Source organism: Rubricella aquisinus (assembly GCF_014199445.1).
In the GTDB taxonomy this organism is placed as follows: domain Bacteria; phylum Pseudomonadota; class Alphaproteobacteria; order Rhodobacterales; family Rhodobacteraceae; genus Rubricella; species Rubricella aquisinus.
The window spans coordinates 135,906-157,867 of the sequence record NZ_JACIJS010000007.1; the positions used below are offsets into that span (position 1 = coordinate 135,906).

At 63.1% G+C, this 21,962-nt stretch carries 18 protein-coding genes; 13 read left to right on the top strand and 5 right to left on the bottom strand.

The features are described 5' to 3' along the window. Nucleotides 1-6: 6 nt before the first annotated feature. Nucleotides 7-1,269 carry a glutamate-5-semialdehyde dehydrogenase gene (locus FHS89_RS12440; RefSeq protein ID WP_184012118.1) on the top strand — a complete coding sequence of 421 codons (1,263 nt, stop codon included), beginning with the start codon at nt 7-9 and terminating at the stop codon, nt 1,267-1,269. Continuing rightward, entirely contained in the window at nt 1,266-2,270 is a 1,005-nt protein-coding gene (gene rsgA, locus FHS89_RS12445; RefSeq protein WP_184012120.1) for a ribosome small subunit-dependent GTPase A, read from the top strand. Before FHS89_RS12440 ends, rsgA begins: the two co-directional genes overlap by 4 nt. A gap of 37 nt (nt 2,271-2,307) precedes the next feature. On the opposite strand, the gene gghA is transcribed toward rsgA, so the two are convergent. The 5 genes from gghA to FHS89_RS12470 all read right to left on the bottom strand — a co-directional run bounded on the left by gghA (nt 2,308) and on the right by FHS89_RS12470 (nt 10,365). After that, nucleotides 2,308-4,689, bottom strand: coding sequence for a glucosylglycerol hydrolase (gghA, locus tag FHS89_RS12450; protein ID WP_184012122.1), 2,382 nt, complete (start codon nt 4,687-4,689; stop codon nt 2,308-2,310). Nucleotides 4,690-4,753: 64 nt separating this feature from the next. Beyond that, nucleotides 4,754-5,923: a 4-hydroxybenzoate 3-monooxygenase gene (pobA, locus tag FHS89_RS12455; RefSeq protein ID WP_184012124.1), complete on the bottom strand. Its 1,170-nt coding sequence runs from the start codon at nt 5,921-5,923 to the stop codon at nt 4,754-4,756. 55 nt (nt 5,924-5,978) lie between these two features. After that, nucleotides 5,979-6,833: a DMT family transporter gene (locus tag FHS89_RS12460; protein WP_184012126.1), complete on the bottom strand. Its 855-nt coding sequence runs from the start codon at nt 6,831-6,833 to the stop codon at nt 5,979-5,981. Continuing rightward, the gene (locus FHS89_RS12465; protein ID WP_184012128.1) at nt 6,834-9,134 is read right to left on the bottom strand and encodes a PIG-L family deacetylase; all 2,301 of its coding nucleotides are present in this window, start codon (nt 9,132-9,134) and stop codon (nt 6,834-6,836) included. 19 nt (nt 9,135-9,153) lie between these two features. Then, nucleotides 9,154-10,365, bottom strand: coding sequence for an ROK family transcriptional regulator (locus FHS89_RS12470; protein WP_184012130.1), 1,212 nt, complete (start codon nt 10,363-10,365; stop codon nt 9,154-9,156). A gap of 172 nt (nt 10,366-10,537) precedes the next feature. Between FHS89_RS12470 and FHS89_RS12475 the strand changes: the two genes are divergently transcribed. The 11 genes from FHS89_RS12475 (at nt 10,538) to FHS89_RS12525 (ending at nt 21,956) form a co-directional block, all read left to right on the top strand. Next, nucleotides 10,538-11,794, top strand: coding sequence for a sugar ABC transporter substrate-binding protein (locus tag FHS89_RS12475; RefSeq protein ID WP_184012132.1), 1,257 nt, complete (start codon nt 10,538-10,540; stop codon nt 11,792-11,794). Between the two features lie 94 nt (nt 11,795-11,888). Further along, a complete protein-coding gene (locus FHS89_RS12480) occupies nt 11,889-12,782 on the top strand; it encodes a carbohydrate ABC transporter permease (RefSeq protein ID WP_184012134.1) in 894 nt (297 codons plus the stop codon). 1 nt (nt 12,783) lies between these two features. After that, entirely contained in the window at nt 12,784-13,650 is an 867-nt protein-coding gene (locus FHS89_RS12485; protein ID WP_184012136.1) for a carbohydrate ABC transporter permease, read from the top strand. Further along, nucleotides 13,647-15,134: an argininosuccinate lyase gene (argH, locus tag FHS89_RS12490; RefSeq protein ID WP_184012138.1), complete on the top strand. Its 1,488-nt coding sequence runs from the start codon at nt 13,647-13,649 to the stop codon at nt 15,132-15,134. The genes FHS89_RS12485 and argH overlap by 4 nt, the downstream gene beginning before the upstream one ends. Nucleotides 15,135-15,137: 3 nt before the next feature. Next, a complete protein-coding gene (locus tag FHS89_RS12495; RefSeq protein ID WP_184012140.1) occupies nt 15,138-16,196 on the top strand; it encodes an ABC transporter ATP-binding protein in 1,059 nt (352 codons plus the stop codon). 2 nt (nt 16,197-16,198) lie between these two features. Beyond that, on the top strand, nt 16,199-17,095 hold the full coding sequence (locus FHS89_RS12500) for a carbohydrate kinase family protein (RefSeq protein ID WP_184012417.1): 897 nt from the start codon (nt 16,199-16,201) through the stop codon (nt 17,093-17,095). Beyond that, entirely contained in the window at nt 17,092-18,093 is a 1,002-nt protein-coding gene (locus FHS89_RS12505) for an SIS domain-containing protein (protein ID WP_184012142.1), read from the top strand. The genes FHS89_RS12500 and FHS89_RS12505 overlap by 4 nt, the downstream gene beginning before the upstream one ends. Before the next feature lie 150 nt (nt 18,094-18,243). Then, nucleotides 18,244-18,567: a preprotein translocase subunit YajC gene (gene yajC, locus FHS89_RS12510; protein ID WP_184012144.1), complete on the top strand. Its 324-nt coding sequence runs from the start codon at nt 18,244-18,246 to the stop codon at nt 18,565-18,567. An 8-nt stretch (nt 18,568-18,575) separates the two neighbouring features. Further along, nucleotides 18,576-20,231 carry a protein translocase subunit SecD gene (secD, locus tag FHS89_RS12515; protein WP_184012146.1) on the top strand — a complete coding sequence of 552 codons (1,656 nt, stop codon included), beginning with the start codon at nt 18,576-18,578 and terminating at the stop codon, nt 20,229-20,231. Nucleotides 20,232-20,241: 10 nt separating this feature from the next. Further along, on the top strand, nt 20,242-21,219 hold the full coding sequence (secF, locus tag FHS89_RS12520; protein ID WP_184012148.1) for a protein translocase subunit SecF: 978 nt from the start codon (nt 20,242-20,244) through the stop codon (nt 21,217-21,219). Then, nucleotides 21,216-21,956 carry a TSUP family transporter gene (locus tag FHS89_RS12525; RefSeq protein WP_184012150.1) on the top strand — a complete coding sequence of 247 codons (741 nt, stop codon included), beginning with the start codon at nt 21,216-21,218 and terminating at the stop codon, nt 21,954-21,956. The genes secF and FHS89_RS12525 overlap by 4 nt, the downstream gene beginning before the upstream one ends. Nucleotides 21,957-21,962 lie beyond the last annotated feature (6 nt).

Consider the following 21,962-nt stretch of genomic DNA (forward strand, 5'->3'; position numbering starts at 1 on the left):
GCCGCGATGGACATGATGAACATCCCCGCCGTGATGGAAGAGATCGGCAAAAAGGCCCGCGCGGCCACCGCTGCCCTTGCCACGGCCCCAGCGGATGCGAAAACCCGCGCGCTCCATGCCGCCGCTGATGCAGTGATCGCGCGCTGCGATGACATCATCGCGGCCAACGCAAAGGATATGGCGTTCGGTGCGGAAAAGGGGCTGAGTGCGGCGATGATGGATCGCCTGATGCTCGATAAAGCGCGGATCGAGGGGATCGCGGCGGGCCTGCGCGCGGTCGCGGATCAGACGGACCCGGTGGGCGATGTGATCGCGGAATGGACCGTGCCTTCGGGCCTTCGCATCCGCCGGGTGCGCACGCCCTTGGGCGTAATCGGCGTGATCTATGAAAGCCGCCCTAACGTGACGGCGGATGCGGGTGCTCTGTGCCTCAAAGCCGGGAATGCGGTGATCCTGCGCGGCGGGTCGGAGAGTTTCCATTCCTCTCGTGCGCTCCACGCCTGCCTTGTCGAAGGGTTGCAAAGCGTCGGCCTGCCCGAGGACGCGGTTCAGATCGTACCGACCCGCGATCGCGCCGCGGTGGGGGAGATGCTGACCATGACCGACCATATCGACGTCATCGTGCCGCGTGGGGGCAAGGGGCTGGTGGGCCGCGTGCAATCGGAGGCGCGCGTGCCGGTATTCGCCCATCTCGAAGGGATCTGCCACGTCTATGTCGATGCCGCAGCCGATCTGGAAAAGGCCTGCGCTGTCGTGCTGAACGCCAAGACGCGGCGCACGGGCATTTGCGGCTCTGCCGAATGTCTGCTGATTGATCGCGCGTTCTATGACGCCCATGGTGCGCCGATGGTGCAGGATTTGCTGGATGCGGGTGTTGACGTGCGGGGCGATGCGACACTGCAATCCATCGCCGGCGTCACGCCTGCCACGGATGCGGATTGGGGCACGGAGTTTCTGGATATGATCATCGCGGCGCGGGTCGTCGATGGGGTGGAGGATGCGATCGCGCATATCCGCACCTATGGCTCCAACCACACCGACGCTATCCTGACGGAGGATGACGCGACCGCCGCGCTGTTCTTTGCCCGGCTCGACAGTGCGATCCTGATGCGCAACGCCTCTACCCAATTTGCCGATGGCGGGGAGTTCGGCATGGGGGCCGAGATCGGCATCGCCACCGGTAAAATGCACGCCCGTGGCCCGGTGGGGGCGGAGCAGTTGACCAGCTTCAAATACCTCGTCGAAGGGGACGGCACGATCCGGCCATGACGCTCGCGGCACTCGGATTTGGCCCCGATTTCGCGGAACAGGCGGAGGGCGCATCCGTCGCCCGGATCAGCGATGTGCACCGGGATGAGGTGCGCGGGCTGACGGGCTCCGATCAGGTGTCGCTTCTGTTGCCCAATGGGCTGAAGCTGCGGCAGATCACCGTCGGGGATTGGGTGACGTTCGATCCCGAAAGCGGCCTGATCGCGCGGGTGCTCGACCGGCGCACGGTGCTGAAGCGTGGAGCGGCGGGGAACGCCGCGCGCGCGCAACTGATCGCGGCGAACGTGGACACGCTCTTTATCGTAACCTCCTGTAATCACGACTTTAACCTTGCCCGGTTGGAGCGGTATCTCGCCCTTGCGCAAAGTGTCGGGACAACCCCGCTGATCCTGCTGACAAAGGCGGATGACCCGGCGGAGCCGCGCAATTATCTGGGCGAGGCGCAGGGGCTGTCCCCCTTGGCGGATGCCTTGGCGCTCAATGCCCATGACGCCGATGATCTGGCGCGGCTTGCGCCATGGGTGCAGCCGGGCATGACAGCCGCTCTTGTTGGGTCATCGGGGGTGGGCAAATCCACGATCTTGAACGGGTTGACTGGGGCCGGGGCGATCACGCAAGGCATCCGCGAGGATGACAGCCGGGGGCGGCACACCACGACCGCGCGCGCCCTGCGCCAGACGACCCATGGCGGCTGGCTCATCGACACGCCGGGGATGCGGTCGCTCGCACTGCGCGACACGGGTGACGGGATCGAACAAGTGTTTGCCGATCTGGTGGCGCTGGAACCTGACTGTCATTTTTCCGATTGTACGCACCAGCATGAGCCGGGATGCGCGATCCTTGCGGCAGTTGACGCCGGGCAGGCGGATGCCGCGCGCGTGGCGCGGTGGCTGAAATTGCGCGCAGAAGACCAGCTTAACACCGCCACCGGTTTCTCCGCCCGGCAAAAGCAGAAAGCCGCGGGCCAGCGCCCCGCGCGCAAGAAGAAAAAGAAGCGGTGAATGGCCCCCGTGGCATTACCCGCCATTCACCCTTCGTTTAGCCCGGCACCTTGTCCGCTGTGCGGGTGAACACCAGCCCTATACTGTCATGCAGCGTAATCGGCCCGCCGACATAGTCGCTGCCGATATTGGGCGTGCGTAGGGCGACCTCCCAGCCGAACCCGTCCAGCCCCGGCAGGCCTATGCGCAAGGGGTCAAACTCCCCGGTCGGGCCACCTTCAAGATGCATGATGGAATAGACTTGGCCGCCATCCGGCGCGTGGCGCAAGGACGTGAACACCACCCGACCATCAAGCGGCTGCATATAGTCGAACTGATCCCGTGATCCGAAATTGTCGCGCAGCCATGGCCGCGCCCGGCGAAACTCGCGCAAGCGCAGCATGTAATCCGTCTGGTTCGGGTCCAGTGTGGTGAAGGAATTGGACACGTTGCAATAGGAATGCATGTCATCCATCCACGCCCGCGCGATCCGTTTCAGCCCGTCCACCGTAAAGGGATGCGGCCCGGCCAAAGGCGGCTCCACCGCGTTCAACAGCGTCGCGATTTCCTCCAGATTGTAATCGGTGACCTCGACCAAGGCTGGCAGAAATTCGAAGAACCGCGCCAGATCTTCGCGGGTCTCGTAGCCCAATTCCTTGAGCCGGGCGAAATTGGCAGGCACGGAATAGCTGTATTCATCGACCTGCCATTTGAGGCTGATCGCCTCCTCCGCGACGACCTTGACGCCGTATTTGTCGTCCTGATTGCGGATAAAGCCCCAGCTTGCCCGCGCGGTCGCGTTCAGGAAGTCCATCGGCACACCGGGCAGGGCGGCATAGGTGAGCATCGACACGGCGGGGTTGTCATAGGCTTTGTCGAGGATTTCCATCCGCGTGTCGCCCAGCCGCGTGTTGATGTTGAGCTTTGTGTCGACCTGCGTGCCCCGGCGCAGGGTGTCGTGGTTCGAGGTGCCTGAAATCCAGTTCGACCCATGGGACAGAATTTCGCGGATACGCCAGTATTTCGACAGCCAGAACGTATAAAGGAACGGCGTGTTGTGGGCGAAGGTCAGCGGCCCCCACTGGAACACGTCATCGTCTTTCTGCATCTCGATGACGGAGCGGTAGGTGGAGGATAGCTCCCAATCCTCCTGCGGCCATGGGCGGCCATCCTCGAACACCATCCATGGGCGGTATGTCAGGCCCGCGACCTCCTGTTCCAGATCGGCCATGGATTGCAGGTACTCATCGTCATGGCGCAGGGTTTGGGCTGCGGCATCCCACCATTTGAAATCCTGCGCCCCATCAATCCGCACGCCATCCGCGCCGAAATTGACCTTGCGCCGCTGCATCTCCAGCAGGATCGCGCGCACAGCCGGGTTGCGGTAGTCAAGGTTCTGGCCGTACATATTCGGCCCGGCAAAGAAATGGCTGTTGAGCGCGCGCAGGCCCTGATTGTCCGAATGGCCATAGACCACGTCAAACACCACGGTTTTCGGCTTTTCGGGGAAGGTATGAAGCACTTCGATCAGGTCGATCAATTCATCCGGGCGGCCGGTCTCCAACAACACCGGATTGACCGTCGCCATGCCGGAGATCACCACGTCATAGCCCCAATTCGTCGTGTCGGGCCGCATCAGGGACACGGTCACACTGTCGCCATCGGGCGTTTCGGTCCAGAAATCCGGCCCTGCCTCATAGACGGTCGTTGGCTCCACCGGCAAAAGCTGCACGCTGTCATAGCCCAAAAACAACTGGTCCGACGGATCAAGCGGCAGGCCCGCCGTGACCCGCTCGGCAAGGCGTTTGAATTGGCGGGTGAGACTGGCCAGCGTGCCGCCCGCGGTCGCACTGGGCACATGGACCTGAAGGATATTCGTCGGCGGGCCGAATTTGTGGGGCGCATCCCCCTTTAACGCGTCGAAATAGGCGGCGTCCTTGCGCCCGGCCTGCATCGCGGCCACGTCGTACAATTCGGCAGGCGCAAAGGCGCCATAGGGCAGGGACATCGCGAGGGGATCAAGGATACGGCGCCATGTGCCTTCGGCATCGCGCCAGACCAGCGCATAAAAGTCGCCCACCTGATCGCGGGTGCCCGCGCGCATCCCTTCAACCACGGCAAAGCAATGCGCCTCATGGCGCGCGACGGGCAGATAGGCCCGCTCAAAGGTCACGTCCTGATGCGCCCGACACAGATCAAGCGTGTCGGGCGCGCGCAGCACCTCAAGGAAGATGTCACCATCCGACACCCCATGATCGAGCAATTCCGGGGTCCAGAACCCGAAGGTCGCCACCCCATCTGAAACCTGCCCGCCGAGTTTGCGGGCAATCTGCATCTCCCCGTCGAACCGGGTGGCAGCCGTGTTCATCACATGCTCCGACCATGTGGTCAGGGCAGTCGCTTTGTCCATGTTGGCGGTCAAAAGGGCGGAAAGGGGCATGAAGGCTCCGTTATTCAGTCAACTGATATCGTTTTGTTAACCCTGCAGGCGGCAGGTCGTTCCCTCAATAGGGCAGGCCCACATAGTTTTCGGCCATGCTGCGCTGGGCTGCCGCGTTTTCGCTCAAAAACGCGACTTCGGCTTGCTGCATCCGCAGGTCAAACGGCGTTTGGTCGGGAAACCTGTGCAAGAGCGTGGTGAACCACCAGCTAAACCGTTCGGCTTTCCACACACGGGCCAGCGCGTTGTGCGAATATTGCTCCAGCGCATGATCGTCGCCATCGGAATAGCGCGCGATCAGCGCGGTGGAGAGGTAGTGCACATCCGACGCGGCAAGGTTCAGCCCCTTCGCCCCCGTCGGTGGCACGATATGCGCAGCGTCCCCACACAGAAACAGCCGCCCCCAGCGCATCGGCTCACACACGAAGGAGCGCAAGGGCGCGATGCTTTTCTCGATCGACGGGCCAGTAACGAGCGATTGGGCAAACGCATCGGGGATCGACGCGCGCAAGCGGTCCCAGAACCGATCATCGCTCCAATTGTCCACATGATCGGTTACATCGCATTGCACATAATAGCGGCTCAGCCGGTGGGAGCGCATGGAACAAAGCGCAAATCCCTGATCCGACCCTGAATAAATCAATTCGTGATGCACGGGCGGTGTTTCTGACAGGATGCCGAGCCAGCCAAACGGATAGACTTTTTCGAACTCGCGCCGCTTGTCCTGTGGGATGGCCTGTCGGCTTGGCCCATGAAAGCCGTCGCAGCCCGCGATGTAATCGCAGGTGATGGTGATCTCCTGACCTGCTGCGGTGAGGGTGACGCGCGGCGTGTCACTGTCGATGTCATGGAGCGCCACGTTCTGCGCTTCAAACAGGGTGGGTGCGCCAAGCTGTTCGCGGGCGGCATAAAGGTCGCGCGTCACCTCCGTCTGGCCATAGACCATGACGGATGTTCCGGTCAGTGCCCGGAAATCGACGCGAAATTCGGTCGCGCCATGGGCAACGATGGTGCCCTCATGAGGCAGCCCTTCGGCATGCATTCGGTCGGCCACGCCCGCGCGCTCCAAAAGCTGCACAAGCCCTTGCTCCAATACCCCTGCGCGGATGCGGGATAGGACATGCGCCTTGCTTTGTCGCTCAATGATGATGGTGTCGATGCCATGAAGGCCCAGCAATTGCCCCAAGAGCAGCCCCGCCGGACCCCCGCCGATTATGGCGACCTGTGTGCGCATATTCCTGCCTCCCCAAGGCAAGAGAGTGAGCGGATCGCGCGCGCCATGCAAGGGGTCAGCGCAGACCCACGCCATTGCGGCGGCGGCGGATCAGCAGCGTTGCCGCGACGATCACGGCCCCGCCAAGGATCAGGCGCAGCCCCGGTACCTCCCCAAATACCACAAACCCCACCGCGCCCGACAGGATCAGCGACAGATAGCCAAGCGGCGCCAACACCCCAGCATCGCCCAACCGGTGCCCGCGCAGAAAACACATCTGCGCTGCTTGCGCGAACAGGCCCACGCCGATGAACAATGGCCAATGCTCCGCCGGGACAGGCACCCAAGCGAGACCGGCGGGCAGGGCCGTCAGCGTGGCAAGCCCGCCCGTGTAGCACAGCATCATCACAAGCGGGGACGTGTCGCGCAGTTTGCGCGTGACGATCACGGCACCCGTGCCCGCAATCACCGCGATCGTTGCCGCGAGCAGCCCCAGCGCATCGCCGCCAAGGGACGGGCCAACTGCAACCGCCGCCCCGATGAGGCCAATCCCACCCGCGAGCCACTGCCGCCGTGCGATGACCTCTCCCAGAAACCACGCGGCAAGCGCCATCAGCATCAATGGCCGGGTGAAATTGATCACCATATGCAGCGCCAGCGGCAGCCGGGCGACGGCGGCAAATCCCGCCGTCAGGGCCACAGCGGAAAAGGCAACTCGCGCGGCCTGCCAACCGGGGGCCTCCACCCGACCGATGCCGTGCCGCCAGACGAGCGGCAGCAACAGGATCAGGCCGACGCTCGCACGCAAGAACACCACCTGCCATGGCGGGTAGTCGGGACCAAGAAATTTGACCAGTGACAGCGCCCAGATGTTGAGCGACATGTCCGCAATGATCCAGACCGCCCCCCATCCATTGCTGCGCACGGGCATTTAGCGGTGCAACATATTGGCCAAGAGCCGATAGGCCCCCGGCACCAGCTTGTCCAACTGATGATGCAGGATCAGCGCGCAATGGGTATGCCGCCCCTTGCCGATTTCGGCTGACAAAAGGGCGCCTTGATGCGGGGCCTCGTCCCGGTCCGCCATGGACAGAAGCGGGGCATAGGCCGCGTCCCACGACTTGGCGAAATAAAGCCCTCTTTCCTTGTCCCATTCGGCCCAGTCCTGCGGGCCGATCTGGTTTGGCGTTGTGAGCAGGGGATGGTCAGGCAAAAGATGCGTGACCTCCGCCCGCTCGTCCGTCACGCGCCAGCGCAGCGAGGGTTTGCCGATCTCCAGTGGGCGGGGCGGGGTATGGGCCGGATCCCAAGCATCCCATGGCCGATGGTAGAGCGTGACAAGGTTGCCGCCCGCCTGCACCCAGTCATGCACGCGCGGCATCAGAGCCGCCAATTTGGGGCGCGTGCGCAGCGCGAAGATGCCAATGAGCAGCGTGTCATAGCCCGCGAGCCGCTCTGCCGTCAGGTCCGCGCCCTCCAACGTGTCCAGCGTGACACCCGCACGGCGCAGCCACACATCGACCCGGTCGCTGCCGCCCCCCACATAGGCGATCCGCCCTTCGGGCAGGGCGATGGTCATCGCGCGCACGGTCAGGGTCGCGTCTTCGGCGCGCATCCGGGGGCCGGTATGAGGGTAGTGCATGATCCGCACCGCCTGCGCGTCTGTCCCGTCGAGGGTCAGCGGCAGGGTGTATTTGCCCGCGCGCAGGTCATCGGGCGCGATGACGCGCCCGTCCTCATGCCGCCAGCCCTTTGGCAGGGTCAGCTCAGCCGCAGCGTCGCCCGGCACGATGTCGGTGATCTGAAGCGGGATATCACGCGCGTTATTGGCAAGGTTCAGGATCGCGGCCTCCGGGTCAAGGCGCGCGCTGTGGGAGGGCAGCACGACCAGCGGTTGCTCCGCCGGATGCAGCGTTTCGCTGGTCACCCCGTGGGCCGTCACGGCGACGCAAAGCGCGGGGCCATGCGCGGTGATGCCGGGCAGATAGGTGTCAGGGTAAGGGTCGCTGGGCTTTGCGGTGCGCGGCAGGGTGATTGTGTCATCGGTCGGGGTCCAGCCATCGGGCAGCACAAGCTCACCCCCATGGGCAACATAACCAACGCTGCCGCCCGGGCGGACAACGTCCTGTGCCAATGTCAGGCGCGGATTGGCCCCTGCTGCAATGGCACGGATGCGCGCGAGTTGCTCCTCCTTGCGCGACAGCCGGTGCCCGTGATCGCGGGCAAAGGCCTCTCCCATCTCGGACTGTGCCGCCCAGATGTGGTCAAGCGCCTCGGACGCGGCCTTCAACACCGCCTCGGCTGAGGGCCATGCGGCGATGGCTGCCTCACAGGAGGCATGCGCGCGCCCCAGATGCTCGGCCAGCGGGCCGGTGGCGGGCAGATCGCTGAGGGTGCGTGGCAATCCGTCGAACAGGCTGGCCTCTTTCCCGCCATCCACAAGGTGCAAGGGCCAGTCCTGCCCCGCGCCGTCGATCCAGTGTCCCATGCCTTGGGTCTGGTGAAAGGCGCGCGACTGCTGGCCGATCTGCGCAAAGCTCCATCCCGTCACCGGATCGCTATCCGCGCCCGCCACCGTGACCGTCGCGGGCGGTGGCGGCAGGTCGTCATCATACGCATCCCCCGCGCCGGACCATGCGGGCAGGTAGAGCTTTGCGATCCGCCATGGTGGCAGGTCGGACGGAAAGGCCGGGTCCGCCGCCGCGCGGACAACCTCATGCGCGAGCGCCGTCATCGCCCGGTGATGGCCGTGCTGGCCCGGAATATCGAGGAAGGTGGGGCACAGCATATCGGGGCGTTCCCGCCGCACGATATGGACAAACCGCGCCAGCGTGCGCGCATGCCCCCATTTCTCAAGCGTTTCTGTGCCGAGCTTGGAAAACCCGAAATCAAAGATCGTGTCCTCTGGCGTCTCAGAAAGCCAATAGTGGCGCAAGTCGATGATATCGGCGGCGCGCTCCATCTCTGCGGTGCGGATGGTGCCAAGATCGCGGGTGATTTCCGGCCCCAGCGCGTTTTGCCCGCCTTCTCCGCGATTGGCACAGGCAAAGGAGATGTCGATCCCGTCGCGAAACCGCATCGCGGCAAGCATGGCGGTCGTTTCATCATCGGGATGCGCGCCCGAATTCATGAAGGACACACACGAGCGCAGCGCGGTCAGCGCCTGCCAGAGCGTCACCGCGCGGGGCTTGAGCCGTTGTGCGGCGATCCGGTCAAGGTCAGTCAGGGGCATGATGTGTCCTCAAGTTGGGTCAACTGGGCTCAAGGCTGGGAGTGATCGTGTCGTGGATCACGAGAGCGGCGGCACCAAGTGCAGCGGTCGTGCGGCCCGACACGCCGCGCAACACACGCGGGCGCTTGCGGTCGGGGCGGTTCGAAACGGACGCGGCGGGCAGATCAAGCCGGGCGATCAGATCGTCCAGCACCCGATCGGGCAACGCGCCGCCCAGAACGACGGCTTGGGGATCAAGGAGGTTCTCCAGCATCGCGATGGCGCGGCTCAGGGGCGGGGCGGCGCTGTCGAGCCATGCGGTGAGGGCAGGGGCACCGGCCTCATGCAGCGCCTCGATCTCTGCGGCGCTGTCGGCCTTCACGCCGGCCTCCGCCAGCATCCGGCGCAGCGCCAAGCGGCTGGTATAGGCCTCAAGGCAACCCGACTGGCCGCATTCGCAGGGCCGCCCGCCGGGCTCGACCACGATATGCCCGATCTCACCCGCATTGCCGAACGCGCCGCGCATCACTTGCCCGCGCGCCACGATGCCAAGCCCAAGCCCGGTGCCGAAATACACAAAGCAGAAGGTATCAAGCCCCGCACCCACGCCGCGCACCCGCTCCGCGATGGCCGCGGCGGTCGCGTCATTCTCAACGATTACAGGCATTTCCAGGGCGTTGGACAGGAAAACCGCCGGGTCGGTATCGGCCCAGCCGTGCAATTCCGCCTCCGACCCGCGGTCAAGCTCGATTCCGAACGGGCCGGGCATCACCACGCCCGCGCCAAGGATGCGGCTCCGCTCCAACCCGGATTGCGCGATGGCCGTGTTCGCGGCCTTCATGATCTCGAACGCGGCCTCAGCCGGGCCGGAGGCCGCGAGCGGTATCCGCGCGCTGTGCCGCACCGCGCCGCCGATATCGACCAATGTCACGAAAAGGGCATCGGGGCGCAGTTCAAACCCAAGCGCCGCTGCCCCGTCCGGGTTGATCGCATATTGCACGGGCGGCTGGCCGCGCGCGCCCTTGCGCCGCCCCTGTGACGCCAAAAACCCATCCGCCTCAAGATCGGCGATGATGTTGGATACGGCCTGCGTGGACAGCCCGCTTGCCCGCGCGATCTCGGCCCGCCCGGCGGGCGCGTTGGCGCTGATATATCCCAGCACAACCTTGCGATTATGGTGGCGGGAGCGTTCCGCATTGGACCCGGCGGTCGCTTTGGCCGGGGCCGGGGGAGAGGGGCTTGACGAAGACAAGGTGGCTCTGGCTTTCACAAAAATAAACTCAAATAAGTTGAATTAATGATTGACTCACCACGGGCCCGGTCGTCAACATCTAATCACAGACAGCCGGAGGGCAGGACCAACCCGCCCCCATTCAGTCCGACACCAGCGCGGCGCATGCGCAACCACAACCGGGAGTACCTTCATGTCCAACCTCAAGAACCTGGCCCTAAGCGCGACAGTGAGCGCGACGGCCCTGATGGCGGCGGGGTCCGCCTCTGCCGTGGAAATCGAATACTGGCAGTATTTCTTTGAAGCGCGGGTGACCGCGATGGAGCAGCTGATCGAGAATTTCGAGGCCGCCAATCCTGACATCACCGTCAAGATGACCCATTTCCCCTATGCCGATTATCGCACCAAGGTGGCCGCGGCCGTGCCTGCGGGCGAGGGGCCGGATGTGGTCCAGCTCTTTTATGGTTGGTTGAACGACTACATGGATGCAGAGCTGATCCAGCCGCTGCCCACCGATGTTTTCCCGCCCGCGCGGATTGAGGCGGAATTCTTCCCCATGGTAGGCGCGATGGAGCGGGACGGCGCCTATATGGCGCTGCCGACCGCCGTGCGCTCGCTGGCGCTGTTCTACAATGAGCGTCTGTTTGAGGAAGCTGGCATTGATGGCCCGCCCGAGACGCTTGACGAGTTGGTTGAAACGGCCAAGGCACTGACCAAGCGGGATGGCGCGGGCAACGTGACCCAAGTGGGCCTGACCACCGGCATGACCGGGCAGGATCACCATTGGTTCCGCGAGGTGCTGACCCGTCAGCACGGCTCCACCCCCTATACCGATGACTACCAGACCGTGACCTATAATGATGAGGGCGGGTTGGCCGCGCTCAATTTCTATACCGGGTTGCAGTCCGAACATGGCGTGACCGTCACCGGCTTCATGGATGAAGCACAGGCGGCGTTCAAGGCGGGCCGCGCCGGGATGCATATCGACGGCTCGTTCCGTATTGGGGCGCTCAACAACACGCGCGGCCTGAAATGGGGCGTAGCAGAACTGCCCGCAGGTCCGACCGGCATCCGGTCGAACTATTCCTCTTACTGGGTGAACGCGATTACCACGAAGGCAGAGGGCGAGCGGTATGAAGCGGCCGTGAAATTCATGGACTACATCACCTCCGATGAGGCGATGCAGATCTGGCTTGATACGGTCGGGGAATTGCCCGCCAAGCCTTCTGTCGGCATGACGGAAGCAAACGCCAATGATCCGGTGTTTGGCCCGTTCATCCGTGGGCTTGAATATGCGCACACCACCATTTTCGCCGATGAGAGCGCGCAGCGTGGTGCGCTTGTCGATATGGTGCAGCGGATCGAGCTTGAAGGGCAAGACCCGGCAGAGAGCCTTGCCACTGCGGCGGCGGCGGATCAGGCGATCCTCGACGCGTACTACAACCGGTAAAGGACGGAGCGGCGCGCGGGGCCTCCTTGCCGCGCGCCGCTTCCCATGCCGATCCATGCCGAACCCGTATTCCTGATCCAGCGAAAGACCGCGCATGTTCCGATACAGCAATCTGACAGTGGCCCAGAAACAGGTGGTCTGGGCGTGGGGGTTTCTTGCCCTTCCGATCCTGTTTTATGTGGTGATCCGGTTTTATCCGACCTTCGGCGCGATGGTGCTGTCGTTTCAGGACTGGAACCTTCTGGGGGACAAGTCATGGACCGGCTTTGACAATTACGCCAAGCTGTTTGCGGATCCGGTGTTTTGGAAAGTGTTTGGCAACACCTTCCTCTATCTGGGGATCGGCACGCCGGTCAGCCTCGTGATCTCGTTCTTCATCGCCTATCACCTTGATAAGGTGCGGTTCATGCACGGTTTTTTGCGGGCGCTCTATTTCCTGCCATTCCTGACGAGTGCGGTGGCGATGGCGTGGGTCTGGCGCTGGTTTTATCAGCCGGTGCCAATCGGGCTTTTCAACAATTTTCTGGCCAGTGCAGGCATCCCGCAATTCCCGTTCCTCAATTCAACGACATGGGCGCTGCCGAGCATTCTGGCGCCTGCGGTCTGGGCGGGTCTTGGCTTTCAGATCATCATCTTCATGGCTGGGCTGCGCGCGATCCCGCAAAGCTATTATGAGGCCGCGCGGATTGACGGTGTGTCGAACTGGACGATCCTGTGGGAAATCACCTTGCCGCTTTTGAAGCCGACGCTGGTATTTCTGGTCGTATTCTCGTCCATCGGGTTTCTGCGGATTTTCGATCATGTGTTCAACATGACGACGAACAATCCCGGTGGGCCGCTCAATTCCACGAAACCGCTGGTGCTGATGATCTATGACACCGCGTTCAACAGTTTCGACATGGGCTATGCGGCGGCCCAGACGGTGGTGCTGTTTCTGGTGCTGCTGACCGTATCGCTGGTGCAGCTGCGTATCATGAGGGACCGGTGACATGACGGATATCCGCGCAAGCTCCGAAACCCTGCTTGACACCCGCGCCCCGGTAAAGCGCGACTACACCCAATATATCCGCTGGCTGCTGCTGTTCGGCGGGGGGCTGCTGATGATCATGCCGATCACCTATATGCTGTCCACGTCGTTCAAATGGCCGCATGAGGTCTATAACCTCAACCTGATCCCGGAAGAGCCGACGCTCGATAACTATATCCATGTGCTTGAGGACGGACGGTTTTTCCGCTGGTTCATCAATTCGCTGATCATTGCGGTGATCACCACGATCTCAAACGTGCTGTTTGACAGCCTTGTCGGCTATACCCTGTGCAAATTCAAATTCCGGGGCCGCTACATCATCTTTATCGCGATCCTGTCCACGCTGATGATCCCCACGGAAATGTTGGTGATCCCGTGGTATCTGATGAGCCAGAGCTTCGGCTGGTTGGACAGTTATTGGGGCATCATGTTCCCCGGTCTGATGACCGCCTTCGGCACCTTCCTGATGAAGCAGTTTTTTGAGACGGTGCCCGATGATTTCATCGAAGCCGCCCGCATTGACGGCCTCAATGAGTTGCAGATCTGGTGGACCGTGGCGATGCCGTTGGTGAAGCCCGCGCTGTCAGCCCTTGCCATCTTTGTGTTCCTTGGAAACTGGACCGCGTTTATCTGGCCGCTGATCGTCACGAACTCTCAGGAGCTTTACACGCTGCCTGTGGGGCTCACGACCTTTAGCGTGGAGCAGCAGGTCGAATGGGAATTGATCATGACCGGGGCGGCATTGGCCACGATCCCGACGCTGATCGTGTTCCTCATCTTCCAGCGCTACATCATTCGCGGTGTCGTCATGGCGGGGTTGAAGGGATGAGCGATCACAGCGTGTTCCCCGATCCGACCTATAAGGACACCGTGCTTGCGCCCTTGTTTGAGGGGACAAAGGCGCATTATGTCGGCCCGATCCGGGCGATCAACCGCGCGCATCTGGTGATGCTCTGTGAGACGGGCATTTTGCCCGGTGACACCGGCACCGCAATCGCCCGCGCGCTCAATGCGATTGATGCGGAGGTAGATGTCGCCGCACTCACCTATACGGGGGAGGTGGAGGATTACTTCTTCCTCGTGGAGGCGGAGTTGCGCAAGCGGCTGGGCGCGGATGTGGCAGGGGCGCTCCACACCGCGCGGTCGCGCAACGATATGGACCACACGGTGTTCAAGATGGCGCTGCGGACCCGCGCCGATACGCTGTTGGACGAGATGACAATACTGGCCGCTGCCCTCATTGACACGGCCACGCGGGAGCGGGACACGCTGATCGTGGCCTACACCCATGGCCAGCCCGCACAACCCAGCACATTCGGTCATTACCTCGCCGCGATGGTGGAGGTGTTGCTGCGCGATATCGCGCGGATCGAGGCGGCGCGCGATCTGCTGGATCATTGCCCGATGGGGGCCGCGGCGATCACCACGTCCGGCTTCCCGATTGATCGGCATCGGATGGCGGATTTGCTTGGCTTCAGGGAGCCGCTGCAAAACAGCTATTCCTGCATTGCGGCGGTCGATTACGTCACGGGGCTTTATTCCGCGATGAAGCTTGCGATGCTGCATCTGGGCCGGGTGGTGCAGGATTTGCAGTTCTGGACGGCTTTTGAGGTGGGCCAGCTATATGTCCCGAATGCGCTGGTGCAGATCAGCTCCATCATGCCGCAAAAACGCAACCCGGTGCCGATTGAGCATCTGCGCCATTTGGCAAGCATGACCGTGGGCCGCTGCGATGCGGTGGTGAACACGATGCACAACACGCCCTTCACGGACATGAATGACAGCGAGGGAGAGGTGCAGGTCGCGGGCTATCAGGCATTCGAGAGTGCGAGCCGCGTGTTGCGCCTTCTGACCGCGCTGATCCCCGCCTGCAAAATCCGCAATGACCGGGTCGCCGCGACCATGGATGCGGCTTGCGTCACGGTGACGGAGCTTGCCGATACGCTGGTGCGGACCGAAGGCGTGTCGTTCCGGCAGGCGCATGAGATTGCAGCCCACACCTCCCGCGCGGTGATCGCCGCCGGTCAGTCGCTGGGGCAGGGATATGAGGCGTTTCGGGCGGCTTTCGTGGCAGAGACGGGGCGGCAGACAGTGCTTGATGCCCCGGCCTTTGCTGCCGCCGTTGCACCCGAAACCTTTGTCCGGGTGCGCGACCGGTTTGGTGGCCCGGCCCCCGCACCGATGGACGCGGCCCTTGAGGGCTACACCACGACCCTTTCCGATATCCGTGCGCGTCACGCTGACCGCACGACCCGCATCGCCGAAGCCGAAACGGCGCGCGACGCGGCCTTTCAATCCCTCGCTCAGGAGTAACTGATGGCGACCCTCTCCTTGCGAAATCTCGTGAAAGCTTACGGCACGACAGAAGTGCTCCATTCGATCAATCTCGATGTGGCGGAGGGCGAGTTTATCGTGCTTGTCGGCCCCTCGGGCTGCGGTAAATCCACAACCTTGCGCATGGTCGCGGGGCTGGAGGAGGTCACCTCCGGGGAGATCGAGATCGCGGGCCGGATCGTCAACAATCTGGAGCCCAAGGACCGCGATATCGCGATGGTGTTCCAGAATTACGCGATTTATCCGCATATGTCGGTGCGCAAGAATATCGGGTTCGGGCTGCGCACGTCCAAGATGCCGAAACCGGACAAAGAGGCGCGGATCGACGAGGTTGCCGCGATCCTTGGCATGACCGACCTTCTGAACCGGCGCCCCGCGCAGCTTTCTGGCGGGCAGCGGCAGCGGGTCGCGATTGGCCGCGCGATGGTGCGCGACCCGGCGGTGTTCCTGTTTGACGAGCCGCTCTCCAACCTTGACGCGCAACTGCGCACCCAAATGCGGCTGGAGATCAAAAAGCTGCACCAACGTGTTGGAAGCACGATCGTTTTCGTGACCCATGATCAGGTTGAGGCGATGACCATGGCCGATCGGATCGTCATCATGAAGGACGGTCATATCCAGCAGGTCGGCACCCCCCAGGACGTGTATCAGACGCCCGCGAATATGTTTGTGGCCCAGTTTATCGGTGCGCCGTCGATGAACATGCTGCCCGGTACGGTGCGGGACGGGCGGCTCAACATCGCCTCGATGACCGACATCGCTTTTCCGTTCACGGCGGTGGATGGTTATGACATCACAATGGGCATCCGCCCCGATGATCTGCGCATCGGTGGTGAGGGCACGCCGCTTTTCGAGGCGACGGTTTCGGTGCTGGAACCGCTTGGATCAGAGACCTTGGTTTATGCCGATATCGGCGGGCATGAGGTCATCGCGCGCGCATCGGGGCGGACGCCACCGGCGCTGGGCGACCGGGTCACGCTTGTCGCCAATCCCGAGGAAATCCATTTCTTCGACACCAATACGGGGGAGGCGCTGCGGTGAGCATGCAACCGGGGCATGAGGTGCTGTGTGTCGGGCGGCTCTATTGTGACATGGTGTTCTCCGGCATGGAGGGCCTGCCTGTCCTTGGGCAGGAAAGCTTCGCGGAGGCGGTACAGATCGGCCCGGGGGGGGGTGCCTATATCACGGCGGCCTATCTGGCCCGGATGGGATGCGGCGCGGCCTTGGGCGCGATCATCCCGGCGCAGCCATTCGGGGATGCGGTCATGGCGGAGATGTCGCGCAGCGGTGTCAGCCTTGAGGCATGTGCCCGCGCCCGACCGCAAGACGCGCCGCAAATCACTGTCGCCATGGTGGCCGATGGCGACCGCGCCTTTCTGACCAAACGGACGGGCGCCGCGATCCCGCATGATCTGAGTGCGGCATTGTCACGACCGGGGCTATCGCATCTTCATATCGGGGAATTGACCACCCTTCTGGAACACCCGGAACTGATCGACATGGCGCGGGCGCGGGGGCTGACCATTTCGCTTGATTGCGCGTGGGACAAGGACACGCTCGCGCGCACCGACCTGACCGACCTGATCGCGCGGGTGGACCTGTTCCTTCCCAATGCGGAGGAGCGGCGGGCGCTGACCCTTGATCCCGCGAAACTGCCGAACACCATCATCGTGGTCAAAGACGGGGCTGCGGGGGCCTATTGCGGCGCGTTGCGGGTGCCTGCGCGCGCGGTCACGCCCGTGGACACGACTGGCGCGGGGGACGCGTTCAATGCCGGTTTCCTTGCCGCATGGCTCGCGGGCGCGCCGATCAAGGCGGCGATGCAGGCAGGTGCAGCCGCGGGCGCGGTGGCTGTGACCCTGCCCGGCGGGGCTGCGGGGGTTCCTGATCTGCGAGGTATCGTGACACATCAACAGGCGGTCGCGGTTCAGGGCGGATGACCGACACAAGCCTGATGGCCGCTGAAATCGCGGAGATCGCCCCCGCCGTGCAGCACTGTCTGACCCGGAATGAGGGGGCGATGGCCGCGCTGGGCGAGATGCTGCGCCGCGATGCGCCGGGCCATGTGATCACGGTCGCGCGCGGCTCGTCGGATCATGCGGCGCATTATGTGGGGCAGGCGATCAGCCAACGGCTTGGGCTGGCGGTAGCGTCGGTCGGGCCGTCGATCTCTTCGGTCTATGGCGCGCGAATCGCGGCGGAGGGGGCGCTGGTTCTTGCGGTGTCCCAATCAGGGCAAAGCCGCGACATCCGCCACCTGACGGAGATGCTGGGCGATACCGGGGGGCTGACGGTCGCCCTGACCAACCGCGCCGACAGCCCACTGGCCCATGGCGTTGATCATATGATCGACATTGCCGCCGGGCCGGAGCAGGCGGTTGCCGCGACCAAAAGCTACGTCTGCTCCGTCGTGGCGGGGCTGATGCTGGTGGCCCATTGGGCGCAGGACGGGGCATTGCAAGCGGCCCTTCAGCGGCTGCCGGATGCGTTGGACGGGGCGCTGCGCCTTGATTGGTCCGCGATGGCCGCGCATCTGGAGGGGGCAGAGCGGATGACCCTCCTGTCGCGTGGCGCGGGCCTGTCCGTGGCGCAGGAAATGGCGCTCAAGCTTATGGAAACATGCGGAATTGCGGCGCAGGCCTTTTCGGCGGCGGAGGTGCTGCATGGCCCATCGGCCCTGTTGCGGGACGGGGCGCGTGTGATGCTTTATGCGACAGAGAAAACGGGCGCGGCCTCCATCGTGGACACTGGCGCGCGGCTTACGGCTCAGGGCGCGGATGTGCTCGCGATGCCGCCGCAATTGCCCGCCTTGCATCCGCTTCTTGACCCGATTGCCCATCTGCCCGCGTTCTACAAGGTGGTGGAGCAGGAGGCGCGGCGGCGCGGGATCAACCCCGACCGGCCCGCGTTTTTGCAAAAGGAAACCGATACGCTCTGACCTGCGATGTCGGGAAATCCGGCATGTGCGCTTGTATCGCGCGCAAGAGCGCCCATTTCGCATGGAAAGCCATGGCTCGTCGCTTGCGCCCATCGTGGCGCTTGGCTAGGGTCCGCGCGACTTGAACATATCCAATACAGGGGACGTCTGATGTTAGTAACTCCGGCCTATGCACAAGCCGCAGGTGGTGCTGCGGGTGGGTTGGCGAGCTTTGTGCCGCTGATCCTGATTTTCGTGATCATGTATTTCTTCCTGATCCGCCCGCAGCAAAAACGGGTGAAAGAGCATAAGGCGATGGTCGATGCGCTGCGCCGTGGCGATCAGGTGATCACCCAAGGTGGGCTTGTCGGTAAGGTCATCAAGGTCAAGGAAGACGGCGAAGCCGAGGTTGAGATTGCCGAAGGTGTGAAGGTCCGTGTGATCAAATCCACCATCGCTCAGGTGATCTCCAAAACCGAGCCGGCCAAGGACTGATCTGACCCATGCTGCATTTCCCGCTCTGGAAGAAAACGCTCATCTGGCTTGTCTGCGCGCTGGGCGTGGTGATGGCCATGCCGAATATGTGGTATGCGCAGGTGGAGCGGGCAAATGACGCACGCGTTCTGGCAGAAGAGACCGGGGCGGAGCCGGGCGCCGATGCGGCCCTCTGGCCCGAGTTCATGCCATCGCGGTTGATGAATCTCGGGCTTGATCTGCGGGGTGGGGCGCATCTGTTGGTCGAGGTGCAGCTAGAGGATGTGTATGCCGAGCGGCTCGAAGGGTTCTGGCCCGAAGTGCTCAGCACCCTGCGCCCGTTGCGGGAGGAGATCGGCACGATCCGGCGGCAGGCCTCAAACCCGGATGAATTGGTGGTGCGGATCGGCAATCCGGCGGCGATGGACACGGCGCTCACTGCATTGCGCGACCTGACGCGGCCGGTGGCGAGCCTCACGGGTGTCGGCACCACGGATTATGTGGTGAGCCAGGCGGGTGATACGGATATCGTGATCACCCTGTCTGATGTTGAAAAGCAGGCCACCGATGACCGCACGATGCAGCAATCGCTGGAAATCGTCCGCCGCCGCGTGGATGAAAGCGGCACACGGGAGCCGACGATCCAGCGGCAGGGGCAGGAACGCATCCTGATCCAGGTGCCGGGTGCCAGCAGCGCGCAGGAGGTGATCGACCTCATCGGCACCACCGCAAAGCTGACCTTCAACCCGGTCGTACGCCGCACCACGGACGCGACAGAGCGGGCCGGGGTGGGCAATGTGATCTATCCCTCTGTGGACGAGCCGGGCGTGTTCTATGTGCTCGAACGGCGCCCGGTGGTCAGCGGTGAGCAGCTTGTCGATGCGCAGCCGACCTTTCAGGAAAACCGCCCCGTCGTGTCGTTCCGCTTCAATGGGGCAGGGGGCCGCGCGTTCAGCGAATACACCGCGCAGAATATCGGCTCCCCCTTCGCGATCGTGTTGGATGAAGAGGTAATCTCCGCCCCCGTGATCCAGAGCCATATTTCGGGTGGTGCAGGTATCATCACGGGCCGCTTCGATCCGGCGGAGACGACGCGGCTTGCCATCCTGTTGCGCGCGGGCGCGTTGCCTGCTGAACTCGTGGTGCTCGAACAGCGCACCATCGGGCCAGAGCTTGGCGCTGACAGTATCGAGGCGGGGCGTCTGGCGACGATGATCGCCTTTGCCGCCGTGCTTGTGTTCATGTTCCTTGCCTATGGCACGTTTGGCCTGTTCGCGAATGTCGCGCTGATCCTGAACGTGGCGCTGATCATGGGCCTGTTGTCGGCCATTGGTGCGACGCTGACGCTGCCGGGGATCGCGGGGATTGTTCTGACCGTCGGCATGGCGGTTGATGCCAACGTGCTGGTGTTCGAGCGCATCCGCGAGGAACTTAAACGCGCCAAAGGGCCAGCGCGCGCCATTGAGCTTGGCTATGAAAAGGCGTTCTCCGCCATCATTGATGCCAACATCACCACCTTTATCGCGGCAGTGATCCTGTTTGCCATCGGGTCCGGCCCGGTGCGCGGCTTCTCCGTCACGCTGGGGATCGGGATCATCACCTCGGTGTTTACGGCTGTGTTCGTGACCCGCCTGATCGTGGCGACGTGGTACAATATCCGTCGCCCCAAAACCGTGACCATCTGAGGAACATGACATGCGTTTGAAACTGGTTCCTGAGACAACGAATATCGATTTTTTCCGCTTTGTGCCGATCACTTTTGGCATCTCCGCCGTGGCGGCGGTTGCCTCCATCGTGCTGTTTTTCCTCGTTGGTCTGAATTACGGCATCGATTTCCGGGGCGGGACGGTCATCATGACCGAAACCGAGGAAGAAGTGCCGATTGGTGAGTATCGCGACATCCTCGGCACGCTTGATCTAGGCGATATCGCGGTTACCGAAATCTCCGACCCGGCGGCGCAATTGACCGGGGATGAGCAATTCTCAGCCCTGATCCGGATTGAGCAGCAGGGCGATGACCCGGCAAGCCAGAACGTCGTGATCGTGGAGGTGCAACAGACCCTCAGCGAAGCGTTCCCCGGCATCCTGTTCCTATCGACCGAGAGTGTCGGTGCGAAAGTCTCCGGCGAATTGGTGCAGGCCGGGATTTTGGCCGTGGTTTTGGCGATTGGGGCCGTGCTGTTCTACATCTGGCTGCGGTTCGAGTGGCAGTTCTCCGTCGGTGCTGTCGCCGCCCTGATCCATGATGTGATCCTGACCATCGGGGTGTTTGCGCTGGTGGGACTGGAATTCAATCTGGCGATTGTGGCGGCCATCCTGACCATCGTGGGTTATTCGCTCAACGATACGGTCGTGGTGTTTGACCGGGTGCGCGAAAACCTGCGCCGGTATAAGACGAAACCGCTCAAGGACGTGTTGAACCTGTCGATCAACGAGACGCTCAGCCGGACCCTGATGACATCCGTCACGACGCTGATCGCGCTGATCTCCCTGTACGTCTTGGGCGGGGAGGTGATCCGCGGATTTACCTTCGCGATGATCTGGGGCGTGATCGTCGGCACTTATTCGTCCATCTTTGTGGCAAGTGCCGTTCTGCTGCGTCTGGATGTGAAGCGCGATTGGTCCAAGGATGACAGCAAGGGCGGCACGCAGTTCGCGAATATCGACGCGTGAGCCTGCTGCCTGACCTGACGGTTCTGGTTCCTTTACTGATGCTCGCGGCCCTTGCGGGGGCCGTGCGCGGCTTTGCCGGGTTTGGCACGGGGCTGGTGTTCATGCCGATTGCGGCGATGCTGCTGCCGCCTGTCGCGGCGCTGGTGATCCTCAGCGTGATGGACGGCTTTGGCGGGATGCGCATGATCCCCGAGGCGTGGAAGGTCCTGGACCGCCGCAGCCTTGCGTTCCTGATCGGGGGTATGTTGATCGGCACGCCGCTGGGCGTATGGCTGCTGACAAGCGTGGAACCTGAGACATTCCGCTGGATCGTGTCCGCATCGGTGCTTGCCGCGCTGATCGCGATTGCGAGCGGGTGGCGGTATTCGCGCAAGCCGGGGGCCGCATTGACCGCCGGGATCGGTGGCACTGGCGGTGTCATGGGCGGTTTTATGGGTCTGCCGGGGCCGCCGGTGATCCTGATGTATCTCGGTGGCCCGCAACCGCCCGATCAGATCCGCGCGGGCATCACGCTATTCCTCGCGGCGGAGGTGCTGGTGGTGCTGATCGCGCTTCACCTCCGGGGCGCTTTGGAGATATGGAGCCTTGTCACCGGGGCGGCGCTGATCGCGCCCTATTTGCTGACGAATTGGCTTGGAAGCCTTGCCTTTCGCCGCTGGGGTGGTGGGCTTTTCCGCCCGCTTGCATATATCGTGATGGGAGCGGCGGCGCTGATCGGCCTGCCGCTGTTCGACTGAGAGGGG